Consider the following 12,799-nt stretch of genomic DNA (forward strand, 5'->3'; position numbering starts at 1 on the left):
AGAGGTGCGGCGGCGGTTGTCCATTGTCTATCTTAGCAAACAGGCAAAACTATGACAGCCCCAGACTATCACCGTGCCAGACGATCACCGACCCAGATAGGCATTTTCGGCATGTCGGGCACGGTTCAGCACCACCCCGAGCAACTGCGTATGGCCAGCCAGCATTTTTTCACAGGCCGCCAAATGCTCTGCCGTCGTTTGGGTGCCATCCGAAACCAGCAGCACCCCATCCACCTGAGGTAAAAATGCGGTCAGATCATCATATTCCAACACTGGTGGCAGATCATAAATCACCACATCCGCTTTGGTACGGTCGATCATGTCTTCCAACGTGTCGGCACATTGGCTGTCGTGCAGGATCTCTGCTGCATTCCGGTCAGGTGCTTCGGTCAGACCCAGAGCCAGAGTTTCAGCGGGGCGGATCAGATGTTCCTCCATCGCAACCTCGCCTGTCAAAAACCCAGCCATGTCCCCTGGCTGATCCAGCTTCAAGGCAGTGGCCAATCCGGGGTGGCGATGGTTCAGGTCCATCAGAATTGTGCGACTGTGGGGCACACGTGCCAAGCTAAGCGCTAAATTGACCGCCGTGAAAGTCGCCCCTGCCCCTGAGGTAGGCGCAGCGATGGCAACACGTTTCCAGCCGTTCGCCTTGAGTGTGTGCAACAGACGAGTGCGCAGCAGGTCAAAGGCTTTGGCAGCGGGGTCGTCGCGGAAGAAATTTACCAGTGGTGAGCATGCTAATTGGTGCTCTCGCACGCCAATCGGCACCCGGCGCAATATCTCCCATGGTTCAGGCAGCGGTGCTGGGACCTGTGCAATGGGCTCTGGCTGGACCACGTCATCCACCTGTGCAGGTGCATCAGAAAATCCAAGCGCTTCTGGTGCCGCTTCGACCACGGGATCCTGTCGGTTTCCACGGCGGCGGCGGAACTTTTTAAAGCCCTGTTGTGTCATTGCAGGCTCTTCTTTCCATTGCGGTGACGCTGCGCCAGCCGGAGTATCCAATTTGGCTGTCACAAAGTCTTTCATGTCCTGATCTCCGGATCAAAGGTACCACGGTCCAGCGGTGCCGCAAATAGATGTCGTGACGGGTTAGCCATACTGCACCATCACCACCAAAGGGTTAATATCCGGTGCCACGCAGAACGACGCCAACAGTCCGCAGGATCAGGGAAATATCCTGTCGCAGAGACAAGTTCCGGCCGTAAACTGCATCAACCTGAGCCCGGTAGGAAAAGTGGCTCTCGTTGCGGGCTGATACCTGCCAAATGCCAGTGATGCCGGGCTTAAGAGAGAAGTATGCGCTCGCGTCGCCATACAGCGGCAATTGTTCGGGCAACATTGGACGCGGTCCGACTAGGCTCATATCCCCTTTCAGCACGTTCCAAAGCTGGGGGAGTTCATCCAGCGAGGTCGCACGCAGCATTCTACCAATCGGGGTGATGCGAGGATCCCGCTTCAGCTTTTGGGTCTCATTCCATTCCCGGCGTAGCTCAGGGTCGGCCGCCAAGCACTGCTCCAAACGAGCATCCGCATCCCGCACCATTGTGCGCAGCTTCAAAATGGAAAACCGCCGTCCCTGTTGACCCAACCGGTCCTGCCGATAAAAGGGCAGACCACTTTCGACCCATAGGGCCAATGCGCAAACGAGGATGACTGGCAGGGTCAGAGGCAGGGAGAGCAGCACCAGAGTGACATCAAGGATACGTTTGCCCAATTTGGCATATGCGGCGGTACCAACAGAACCGCCCGACCGTGGCGCGTCAGCAGATGTGGCGCTGTGGGATGCATTGATGTTCGCCGTCGCCATCTCAAACAAGCGCACAGGCTGTGCCAGTGAAACTTGGGCCTCCGGAGCCGAAGCCCCTAGCTGGACCGGTTGCATTGACGCGATCAAAGATCCCTTGTGCGCAATATCTTCCATATTATCCCCCACCCAGCAGCCAAACGACCGACAAAAGCGCGCCTTTCGGCGGGCTATTTCCAAATTTGTATTGTCCCGGAGCAGCAGCTACCGAGTTTTCATAGTTTTGCAGATCAAGATCAGGTCGCACCCCCATGCGACTGGCCGTCCCTATGGCAAGATCAGGTCAAATCAGCGCCCTGAAACTGCCATGAACACTGTTAGCATGTGTTTAGATAAATTTTACAGGTTCAGTGTAAACAGTTTGTTTCGTATTAATTTTTCCTTAAATCGATCAGATTTCAGCGTTAACGCAGAAACAAACCCGGAAATCGCAGCCCATTGTTTCCTTCAGCAACACTAACCAGTTCGGAATCAATTCGAACTTGAGGCAAATTGATGGCGTGATTTAGGTGGTTTTTTAGTGAAACCCGCAAGAACAGCGGTATTTCGACAGAACGCCACGGCTCAACAGCACGACGTGCCGGGCCGCTAGGCCGTGCGGAATTGGCCGGGGCTGTTGCCAGTCCAGCGCTTAAAGGCATCGTTGAAACTGCTAAGTCCAGAATAGCCTAAAAGAAACGCGATTTCAGCCAAACCGAGATCACTCTCTCGCAGATAGCTTTTGGAGAGTGATTTACGCAGGTCCTCTAGCAATCGAAAGAAACTTGTTCCTTCCGCAGCTAGCTTGCGCGACAGGGTTCGCGGGCTCATCCCCATACCAGCCGCGATGGCCTCCAACGTCACGGATCCAGCAGTCAACCGGGCCGCAATGGCGCGCTCGACTTCGACAACCACGCTTGGCAGTTGGCGACCCATTTCAGCGAGAACCTGATCTCCACAGGTCTGCAAAACATTCAACAGCTGTGGATCAGCAGAAATCAAAGGCTGCTCCAGGTCTTCTGGGGTGAAATCATATCCATTTCGAGCAGCGCCAAATTCAACCCGGCAGCCAAAGTATTCTTCTATTTCCTGGGCTTGGGAACGTCGATTGTGCTGAAATCTAACCACCCGGGGAGTGATCGTGCTGGTGCAGAACAGACGCATCGTGTTCAAAAGAATTGCTGAGGAAAACTCAACATACTGGCGCTTATTCAGACCGGGTGAAATGGCATACTCCCAATCAATGCTCCCTTCACTGAACAGTCGGGACATATCAATTTCCAGCGCTTCGCTGACCACGCGGGAATAGCGTGTAAAATTAGCCAGAAAGCCGCCTACAGTTGGCGATGCCAAGCCAAGATAACAAATTAGTCCAGCCCGGCGGATGTCTCGCGTCTTCCCCAGCTGAAAACCTAAGTTTCTATTATCGGTTAGCTCCGCAGCCCGTTCAAAGAAGTTCATGCTGTCGACCAGATATCCGACGGGAGCCTCTGCCTGCAGCAGTTCGGCATCAAAGCCGCTACCTTCAAAAATCGTGTCCCCGTCAAACCCACGCTCAAGCAGAACCTGTGCCAGCATCTGCGAGAAAACCGCTGAGTGTTTCTTGACCGGGGTTGCCATTTCCGAATGTCTCCTTTCAAAACATCTTTTTTCAATAACCTAAATGTATCGCCCTCAATCCAGAGAGCCTCGGTCCACAGTAGAGTACCATGATTTTTCTGTTCAGGTAAAACACCGACATCGACACAATGTTGAGAGCTTCAGCTGTTCGGCTGTTCGGCTGTTCGGCTGTTCGGCTGTTCAGAAGGATTGCCATGTCTGTTTCTTGTGGGCCATAAGTCTTTTAAAATTGGAATTGATTTTTCCGATTTCAAGTCGCCCGGAATTGGCCAGGACTGTTACCAGTCCAGCGCTTGAAAGCATCATTGAAGCTGCTAAGCCCAGAATACCCCATCAAGAAGGAAATTTCAGCGAGCCCCAGGTCGCTATCGCGCAGATAGCTTTTGGACAACGACTTGCGAAGTTCTTCCAGCAACTGAAAAAACGTAGTGCCTTCAGCCGCCAGTTTGCGTGACAGCGTGCGAGGGCTCATACCAATGCTGGCCGCAACATTGTTCAACGTGGCTGCACCTGTCGCCAACTGATCCGCAATCGCGCGCTCAACCTCTACGATCAAATCAGGCATTTGTTGCCCCATGTCTTCGAGCACTTTGTCAGCGTAACTCATCAGAACTTTCAGCAAGGTGCGATCAGCGGTCTTCAAAGGTATCTCGAGATCGCTCAGTTCGAATTCTATGCCATCAGTTTCGGCACCAAACTCTACCCGGCCGCCGAAGTAAGCATCAAACGCTTCAAGGTGGCGGGATCGGTTGTGATGAAACCTGACCAACCGCGGGGTCAGGGATTCATGGGTGTTTTTTCGCAATGTGTGTAGAAAACTGGCACATGTCGTTTCGACATATTGACGTCTGGTTAAAGTCGGAGACACTTCATAGCTCCAGTAAAACGCCCCCTTGTCATACAACTGCGAAACATCAACGTTGAGAAGCCCGTTGATCACTTTGACGTAGCGGCCATAATTCGCCAAAAAACCTGCGAGATTAGGCGATGCCAGTCCAACATAGCATACCAAACCCAAATGCCGGATGTCGTGCGTCATCCCCATTTGCAGCCCCATTATATCATTCTTGGTCAGCTTGGCCGCCAGTTCAAAAAACCGAAGACTATCTGAAAACTTAACAACCGGGGATTGAGCTTCAAGAATGCTGGCATCAAAGGAACACCGGCGCATGATGGCGTCGATGTCATACCCATTTTCGATCAGATCACCAGCCAATGCCTGAGCAAGGGCAGCAGTATGCATCTGAGCTTTTCCAGTCATGACTATCTAAGCCTCCTGTCCAGAGAACCTCTTGTACGAACCATAAAGCCACCCCAAAGGAGGCTTGCAAAGGCTGCGGTTATGGCGTCGACAGACCAACAACTGGCGAACATCCAAACATCTCCGCTTTTGGGTGTCGCGCTACCAAGCAAACTTCACCTAAAAGGTAGTTCTATTTCGGAATACGACAGCCCTTTTTCCAGAAGCACTTCCAGGTTTTTTGTCAGTATGCTTCCTACTAGGGGCCACACTAAACCTGTTTGGCTCTACGGCCTGCATGCTTAAAAGTATTACACCGCCCGAAACTGACCAGGACTTTGGCCAGTCCAGCGCTTGAAAGCATCATTGAAACTACTCAACCCGGAAAATCCTAGCAAAAAGGCAATTTCTGCCAATGCCAGATCGCTGTCGCGTAGATAGCTTTTGGACAGTGATTTGCGCAGATCTTCAAGAACCCGGAAGAAGGTTGTATCCCTGTTCGCCAGCTTGCGAGACAGGGTCCGCGGGCTCATCCCCAATTCGGTGGCCACTGCATCTAACGAGGCCCCCCCTGCCGCCAACTGATCAGCAATAGCTTGTTCAACCTCCGGGATCAGTCCGACATGTTCGCCTTTTTTCTCAGCCAGAACCTGATCGCCATACCCTCGCAAGACTTTTAGAAGCTGCTCGTCAGCAGAAATTAGCGGCAATTCAAGATCCGCTTTCTTGAACTCAAAACTATTGCATTCCGCCCCGAACATAATTTTGCAGCCGTAGAATTCCTCCAACACTTCGACATGATCCTTGCGCTGATGTTCAAACCCGACATGGCGGGGGACCAGCTTTGTACCAGTATAATGCCGCAGGGTATTCAGTAGCACCGTCACTGAATACTCGACATATTGGCGCCGCTCGATGTTAGAGGGAATGCGATAGCGCCAGCTCATTAGACCTTGATCGTTTAGCCTCGACAGGTCTCCGTCAAAAACATCGCTCACAACCCTGACATAGCGCCCATAGTTGAGCAAAAATTCGAGCACATTTGGAGAAGCCAATCCGACATAACTAATCAGACCAATGCGGCGATTGTCCTGCCCCTGAGACAGTTGAAACCCAATCAGATCATCCTTGGTCAAGTCTGCAGCGTGTTCAAAAAAGCCAAGGTTGTCTGCAGCTTCGACCATGGGCGCCTCTTCCTGCAGCAAGGAAGCATCAAAAGCCGTCCCGCGAAAGATCGTTTCCTCGTCATACCCGCGTTCAAGCAGTTTATCGGCCACTATTTTTGTATAAACCGCAATGTGCTTTGGGCTGTTTCCCATCTTCTAGTCTTTCTGTGATGTCGTTCAGATCCAATATGAGAACGGGCTGAGAGTGCCTCTCCTTCCTCCAACTGACCTTGCTCAACTCATACCCACCGTCACCAAAATACCAGACCCAGCCCCCTATCCAAAAGTGGCGCGCGGAGGCTTGAGGCTGTAGCTTGGCCGCTACGGTCACAAGGTAGTTCTGACTTTCATATCGTCATTTAATTTTGTGCGCTAAACCAGATTTCGTACTCATACCCCTGAAGGATGTCCGTTTTCCCAAGCACCCAGCAAAGCAGCGTAAATCTAAACCACACACTGTGGAAAGCACCCGATCTGCCAAAACACCTGCTAACGTTCGGCAATCAGTGACACTCATGGTTTTGCAAATGTTCAGCCAATCACCTGTTGCAACTGATTGGCGGCAATCAACGCATTTTCCTGCTGATTTTGTTCCAAAAAACCGATCAGACGGTTCAGAGCTTGAGGGGCGGATTTCGGATCTAAAACTGTATCCGATTGGCTCAGGTTGCGACGGCGTATTGAGAAAAAGTTGACCCTGGTAGCAACGGCACCGTAAGTGAATTTGTATGGTTCGTTGCCATGGCACAGATCGTAACTCCGATAGCCGTTTTCGATCCCCCACCGAACGGATTGCGCGTGCAACAACGGCCCAACAAAATTGCCTGACACCGTTTCATCACGCCCTGCCACAATGAAGTGTATTCTCTTATGGCGTGGATCAACTACGTGGCCCAGTGCGCCTAGGCAGCGCTCGTCTTGCCATAACATCGGCATCCGCAACAAACCTTGATCTGCGGCCTGCATCAGCATTTTGCGGTAGGTATGAACGGCTTTTCGGGCATTGGCTTTCCCTTTAGAAGGCGACCATTTGATCATCCAATGCTGTAACAGTTGCTCAATCCCTGCATCGGCATCGACCTGATCCGCCCAGATCAACCGCAGTGCTCCACTGTCCAGATACTTACGACCAAACCGGCGCATCTTTTGGCGCATGTTTTTACCAAGCCCGTCCAAATACGCATCAAAGCTTGCAGGCAGCGCCACCCGCGGGCAAACCAAATTGTCGGTGCTGCCGTCGTTGATAACATAGCCTTTATTTCGGCTGCTAAACTCCGCGTCGGAAAACGCGTCCATAAAAGTGGCAGCCCGGGCCTGACTGTCTTCGTATTTAAGCGATAAGCGCACCCATGGCAGGGATTTCACATGCGTCGCAAGTACTGATAACGCCATTCCTTGATGTGCTGGATCGCACAAGAACCCGGTGTATTCCGAGTAATTCAATCGCCCGGCGGCTTCGATCTCGGTTTGCAACTCAAGGCGCGTGGTGCTCCAGTGTACCCGCAGTTTCATTGGAAAAACGCAGACCAGTTTTTGATCGTGCCACACCGTAAGAACCCGCCAACGACCCGGATTGGCTGCGAAAATGGGCGCGAGCCAATCCCACGACAAATAGACCGTGCCTTCGGGGTCGCGGGCCTCAAGATCTTGCCAAGCAGTCTGCAGATTGCGAAATTGGTCCAGCGTCTCGGCACTTTCGACGCGCAGGTCAGTGGCGACCAGCGGAGGACGCGGCGCCGCAGTCATGGGTCAAGCCCGCTTCAAAGAAGAGCCATCCCGCAAGATCTGTGCAAAAGCACGGGCCGCACCTTCAAAGTTAACGGTCAAAGGAGCGGTCAATTGTGATTGCGCCGAGAAGTATTGCCCTACTTTGCAAATCTGAACAGCAAATTCAGGATGCACGCCCGCATCATCATATTTGCGGACTTTCTCTTTCGACAACCAGCCGCGTTTCTTGGCCTCTTTGATAATCAGCTTGAACCGCTGCACGCAGTGCAGCGTCAGATAGACCGAGAGGTACTCCAAATAGTCAGCGATTTCGTGGCCGCATTCCGGATCAAACGCGTCGATCATCACATCAACCATCTGATCAGGTGCGACAGGCCAAGCCTCATCACCAATCAACCAGGCAAAATCTTCAGCACCGTGTCGCAACCCACAATACTCAAAATCAAACCAGTTCATCCGGTCGTCAGCACCAATAGCAGCATTGCCCGAACGGCAATCCCATTTCACAAACTGGCGTCCCGGATAAGCCACAACCGAAGCCACGGCACTGCGGTCAAACGTGCTGGAAATCCCACGCGAGTAAGGCTGCAACGCATCTACTGCATCTACAATATTGGTGATCCAATCGTCATTGGCCCCAAGGTGCGGCAGGGATTTATCCAAATCCGTTTTGCGCGCAGCCGCATGGATGCGGAAAATACCCGCCACCGCTTCGGCCGCCAGATCCAATTGTTTAGCCTTGTTGTGGCGGGCAATTTCTTGATTTAGCCGACGTTGCCCAACATCAGATTGGAACATGATTTCCCCGACGACGCCCAGCACTTTGGGAATATTGCTGGTATGTGGTGCCAGCTCATCCAGCACAAAGGCTTCCAGATGGGTGCGACGGAAATTTGGGCGCAGCGTTGCAATGACATCCCTGTTTTCAAAGTGCAGCCGGAACGACGATCGCCCTTCTCCACCTGGCGCAGTCACCCGATCTACATTTTGGCCAAAATGCTTTTCGGCGGCTTCGACAATACGGTTGATGCGATCCTGGTTGCTGTCCTTCGCCACGGAAAATACCTTTCATGCGCTACACCTGGCCGCACGAAGGCGGGTGAGTTTCAAATCTGATCTTATCTCTAGTTCGCAAATCCGGCAATTTTGTGGACCGAATTGCGGCACAACTATTAACTTTTTGCATGATTCGAGCAGCATTCATCCGATGTATCGGTCCAGACAGCCCACATTCAGCAGCAATCCCCAAGTCTACCCTGCATTGTTTCCAAAATCCGTACGACTTAACCAAAATTCTGATAAAATTGCGGCTAAAATTTGTCATCACTCTATTTCCACTCCTAGGCTGCTTGCCAAATGACGACATAAAACCTTGCTGTATGACTGCCCTGCCAGGACGCCATGCGGTTACCGTGTTGATTTTGATAGATGATTGGGGAGTGTATAACGATGGCTTGGGAACATTGGGATTCAAACGGTTTTCACTCGGACAATGAGAGCCGACAGTCCGACGACAGCGGCAGTGGTGCCAATGCCAGCGGTGCAAAATCCTATCACAATGGCGGCGTAGAAGGCGGTAGCTTTAGCAGCTGGTATGACAACAACCTAGCCAAACAATACGAAGACGCCGACGGCTCGGGTGGCAGCAAGGGGTCCGGTTCCGGCGGCAGCAAAGGCTCCGGTTCTGGCGGTAGCAAGGGCTCCGGTTCTGGCGGCAGCAAAGGTTCTGGTTCAGGCGGCAGCAAGGGTTCCGGCTCAGGCGGTAGCAAAGGCTCCGGCTCAGGCGGCAGCAAGGGTTCCGGCTCGGGCGGTAGCAAAGGCTCCGGCTCAGGCGGCAGCAAGGGCTCCGGCTCAGGCGGTAGCAAAGGCTCCGGCTCAGGCGGCAGCAAAGGCTCCGGCTCGGGCGGTAGCAAGGGCTCCGGCTCAGGCGGCAGCAAGGGTTCCGGCTCGGGCGGCAGCAAGGGCTCCGGTTCGGGCGGCAGCAAGGGTTCCGGCTTGGGCGGCAGCAAGGGTTCCGGCTCGGGCGGCAGCAAGGGTTCCGGCTCTGGTGGCAGCAAGGGTTCCGGCTCGGGCGGTAGCAAGGGCTCCGGTTCGGGCGGTAGCAAGGGCTCCGGTTCGGGCGGTAGCAAGGGCTCCGGCTCGGGCGGCACAGGCGGAACGGGTTGCGATCACGGTGGTGGCGACGGTGGCGATGATGGTAAAACCACAGTGACCTTCACTTTGGGCACCGATCCCCAGGTAGATGTCTCGATTACACAGACTGACCAAGCTCAATTGTTCATCAACTTAACGCCAACTTCATTCGATGGAGATCTCGCCGATATTGACGGGCTGTTCTTTAACGTGTCTGACGATAGCACGCTGAACGGGCTGCACTTCTTCCCCGATGAAAATACTCTGCCGGTCACAGGTCACGAGGCCAACGCCAATGCGGTGAACAGCCTGGACAATGGATTTACGGTGCCTGGAATGTTTGACGGTATGGTCCAGTTTGGCCAAGTCGCAGATTCCACGGAGGGCAATGTGCAGGGCGTCAACTTTACCCTGTGGTCTGATAATGGGCTCTCACTAGACGATATCGACCTAAGCAGCATGACGATGGTGATCGACAGCGACGGGAGCAATCCACAAGTCCTGACCGGTGGGGTGCCAGCCGGTGTTGGTGCCAGCACAGGTGATAGCTACCACAATGGTGGCGTCGAAGGGGACGGGCTGGACGGTTGGTATGATGACAACCTGGCCGACCATTACTGTGATGATGGCAACGGCTCGGGTGGTAGCAAAGGTTCCGGTTCTGGCGGCAGCAAGGGCTCCGGTTCGGGCGGTAGCAAAGGTTCTGGCTCAGGTGGCAGCAAGGGTTCCGGCTCGGGCGGCAGCAAAGGTTCCGGCTCGGGTGGAAGCAAGGGCTCCGGCTCGGGCGGCAGCAAGGGCTCCGGTTCGGGCGGCAGCAAGGGCTCCGGCTCAGGCGGCAGCAAAGGTTCCGGTTCTGGCGGCAGCAAGGGGTCCGGTTCAGGCGGCAGCAAGGGCTCCGGTTCAGGCGGCAGCAAGGGCTCCGGTTCGGGCGGCAGCAAGGGCTCCGGTTCTGGCGGTAGCAAGGGCTCCGGTTCAGGCGGCAGCAAAGGTTCCGGTTCTGGCGGCAGCAAGGGGTCCGGTTCAGGCGGCAGCAAGGGGTCCGGTTCTGGCGGCAGCAAGGGGTCCGGTTCCGGCGGCAGCAAGGGATCCGGTTCCGGCGGTAGCAAGGGCTCCGGTTCTGGTGGCAGCAAAGGCTCCGGTTCGGGGTCCGGTGGCGAGATGCAGTGGAAAACAACCGCTGCGCTGCCAGCCTTTACGGGCGAACCTGATGATGCCGAGGGTGGCGATGACGTTGTCTATGCCAGCGGGTCTGGTGGATCTGGTGGTGGATCTGGAGGAGACGGGTGGAAATCACCCAATGCCAAGGACATCATGGCGCTGATGAACCAAGATCCTGAAGACAACGATCCGGCATCCAATGATCCGGACGATCCAGACGACGATCCGTTTGCCTACACGTAAACAATCGTCTGGTGAGGGGGCATTGGGGGAGGTGCCCTCTCACACAGTCAAATCGTCAGGGACGGCCCAACGCGGGCCGTCCCTTTTTGTGTTCCCAATAGGCCAGAGCGTGTCACGGAAAATGGCGCAGGCGTATGGTCCGCCGAGACCTATTTCCCGTCGGTGAATGTCATCTTGTTACGCTTTATGTTGCCGATTGCAGTTACGAGCGGCGACGTCGCCAAAGCAGAATTGGCCGGGGTTTTCATCCCCCGTGCGTAGATGCATCTCGATAGCGCCCCCTTTCCAATGGAGGCCCTGTTCTAAGTGCCGGAATGACAGCCCGGCAGGTATCGCGCGATTGGGGAAAACTAACCGGCAAAAACACATTTCAGGTGAACTGAGCGTGCGCTACCTGCGCAACACCCATTTGGTCGCGCAAACCCGTCCAGACTGGTTGCATTATGAGTATCCTCAGCAAACAGGAGCAGCCAAGGAAAGCATCCTCAGGGAGAGTACGCCCTTCAGGGTAATGGTGCAGTCTGAAACAGGCGGATTTTTATGCCACCGTGAGCAACAGGAGCGCCCGTTGGCAGGAACGGCAGGCCGGTGGCCTTGGCCAAGCCCGGCTCACTGGTGATGATACCAACACGCCAGCCAGAAAACCGTGTGTTAAGCGTTTTGCCCAAAGCGCCGTACAGGGCATAGAGCAATTTCTTGTTGCCAATCCGGGCCCCATAAGGTGGGTTCACGATGACCAGACCCGGCTGACCTTCCGGTGGCATCAGATCACTGACGGCTTGATGGGTGAAGACTGTACAGCCATCGACGCCAGCGCGCTCGGCATTGGTTATAGTGCTGTCGATCACGCCTGCGTTACGGTCTGAACCGTAGAACCGGAGTTCCGTCTCAGCACCCTGCCCTGCACTGCGCATTTGTTGCCACGCAGCTTCGTCAAAATTGGCCAGTTGTTCAAAGGCAAAACTGCGGCTGCGGCCCGGGATCAGCCCCATGGCAATTTCCGCCGCTTCGATCACAAAGGTGCCGGATCCACACATTGGGTCAACCACCGGTTCTTTGCCGTCATAATCGCATTGACGCAGGAACATCGCCGCTAGATTTTCCCGCATGGGTGCCTTGCCAACAGCGGGCTTATGGCCGCGTTTGTGCAGGGCCTCACCCGAGGTATCAATACTGATGATACAGAGATTGTCGTCGATGCGGACCTTGATACGGACCTCAGCCTCGTTGGAAATCGGCGCGCCCAATTCTTCGGTAATGGCCTTCTCAAACCGCTGGATAGCGGCACCTGCGTGATAGATCTTGGACTTCTTGTTGGTTGTCACTTCGACCTTAACCGGCACATCCGGGCGCAGCACATCCCCCCAGGGGAATTTGCGGGCACGTTTGTCCAGTTGGGCCAGGTGAAAGGCGCGGATTTCACCGATGCGCGCCAATACACGAGCCGCCCCGCGCAGGTGCAGATTGGCACGCCAAACCTCACCCCATGTGCCTTGAACTGTCACGCCTCCGGGCAGGATTTGCGGCGATTTGAATCCCTTTTCGCGGGCTTCGTCCCGTAGGGCTGTTTCGGTTCCGGGCGCTGCCACGAGGAAAATATCGAATTCAGTGTCTGTCATCATGGGCCCTGCATAGAGGGAAACCAGAGGGGCAGCGACCTCTTTTTAGGAGGGCAGGACTCGCTTCGCCATCACAGAATCTGTGGAGCACGTGTAAGACCTCAGC

The 12,799-nt window shown here is 54.5% G+C and carries 9 protein-coding genes; 1 reads left to right on the top strand and 8 read right to left on the bottom strand.

Translation table 11 applies throughout. The features are described from left to right. Nucleotides 1-84: 84 nt before the first annotated feature. From FEE96_RS08320 to FEE96_RS08350, 7 genes are all read right to left on the bottom strand, one after another. Nucleotides 85-1,029, bottom strand: a complete 945-nt coding sequence (locus tag FEE96_RS08320; protein ID WP_246079348.1) for a CpsD/CapB family tyrosine-protein kinase — start codon at nt 1,027-1,029, stop codon at nt 85-87. 94 nt (nt 1,030-1,123) lie between these two features. Continuing rightward, entirely contained in the window at nt 1,124-1,924 is an 801-nt protein-coding gene (locus FEE96_RS08325; protein WP_246079349.1) for a sugar transferase, read from the bottom strand. 471 nt (nt 1,925-2,395) lie between these two features. Beyond that, on the bottom strand, nt 2,396-3,406 hold the full coding sequence (locus FEE96_RS08330; protein ID WP_138162553.1) for an AraC family transcriptional regulator: 1,011 nt from the start codon (nt 3,404-3,406) through the stop codon (nt 2,396-2,398). A 250-nt stretch (nt 3,407-3,656) separates the two neighbouring features. After that, nucleotides 3,657-4,667, bottom strand: coding sequence for an AraC family transcriptional regulator (locus FEE96_RS08335; RefSeq protein WP_138162554.1), 1,011 nt, complete (start codon nt 4,665-4,667; stop codon nt 3,657-3,659). Between the two features lie 290 nt (nt 4,668-4,957). After that, nucleotides 4,958-5,965 (bottom strand): AraC family transcriptional regulator, encoded by a 1,008-nt coding sequence (locus FEE96_RS08340; protein ID WP_138162555.1) that lies wholly within the window; start codon nt 5,963-5,965, stop codon nt 4,958-4,960. Nucleotides 5,966-6,343: 378 nt separating this feature from the next. Next, nucleotides 6,344-7,558, bottom strand: coding sequence for a GNAT family N-acetyltransferase (locus tag FEE96_RS08345; RefSeq protein ID WP_138162556.1), 1,215 nt, complete (start codon nt 7,556-7,558; stop codon nt 6,344-6,346). 3 nt (nt 7,559-7,561) lie between these two features. Next, nucleotides 7,562-8,596 (bottom strand): aminoglycoside phosphotransferase family protein, encoded by a 1,035-nt coding sequence (locus FEE96_RS08350; RefSeq protein ID WP_246079350.1) that lies wholly within the window; start codon nt 8,594-8,596, stop codon nt 7,562-7,564. A 393-nt stretch (nt 8,597-8,989) separates the two neighbouring features. Here FEE96_RS08350 and FEE96_RS23775 point away from each other — a divergent pair, with 393 nt between their 5' ends. Next, nucleotides 8,990-11,074 (top strand): hypothetical protein, encoded by a 2,085-nt coding sequence (locus FEE96_RS23775; protein WP_246079352.1) that lies wholly within the window; start codon nt 8,990-8,992, stop codon nt 11,072-11,074. A gap of 503 nt (nt 11,075-11,577) precedes the next feature. Here FEE96_RS23775 and FEE96_RS08365 read toward each other — a convergent pair. Then, complete coding sequence (locus tag FEE96_RS08365; protein WP_138162559.1) at nt 11,578-12,696, bottom strand: THUMP domain-containing class I SAM-dependent RNA methyltransferase; 1,119 nt, start codon at nt 12,694-12,696, stop codon at nt 11,578-11,580. Between the last annotated feature and the right edge of the window lie 103 nt (nt 12,697-12,799).

It is taken from the genome of Parasedimentitalea maritima, assembly GCF_005771405.1.
GTDB lineage: Bacteria > Pseudomonadota > Alphaproteobacteria > Rhodobacterales > Rhodobacteraceae > Parasedimentitalea > Parasedimentitalea maritima.

Bases quoted from the DNA above. Each gene is read 5' to 3' on its own strand.
- FEE96_RS08320 (WP_246079348.1), bottom strand. From the start codon at position 1,029: ATGAAAGACTTTGTGACAGCCAAATTGGATACTCCGGCTGGCGCAGCG.
- FEE96_RS08325 (WP_246079349.1), bottom strand. From the start codon at position 1,924: ATGGAAGATATTGCGCACAAGGGATCTTTGATCGCGTCAATGCAACCG.
- FEE96_RS08330 (WP_138162553.1), bottom strand. From the start codon at position 3,406: ATGGCAACCCCGGTCAAGAAACACTCAGCGGTTTTCTCGCAGATGCTG.
- FEE96_RS08335 (WP_138162554.1), bottom strand. From the start codon at position 4,667: ATGACTGGAAAAGCTCAGATGCATACTGCTGCCCTTGCTCAGGCATTG.
- FEE96_RS08340 (WP_138162555.1), bottom strand. From the start codon at position 5,965: ATGGGAAACAGCCCAAAGCACATTGCGGTTTATACAAAAATAGTGGCC.
- FEE96_RS08345 (WP_138162556.1), bottom strand. From the start codon at position 7,558: ATGACTGCGGCGCCGCGTCCTCCGCTGGTCGCCACTGACCTGCGCGTC.
- FEE96_RS23775 (WP_246079352.1), top strand. From the start codon at position 8,990: ATGGCTTGGGAACATTGGGATTCAAACGGTTTTCACTCGGACAATGAG.
- FEE96_RS08365 (WP_138162559.1), bottom strand. From the start codon at position 12,696: ATGATGACAGACACTGAATTCGATATTTTCCTCGTGGCAGCGCCCGGA.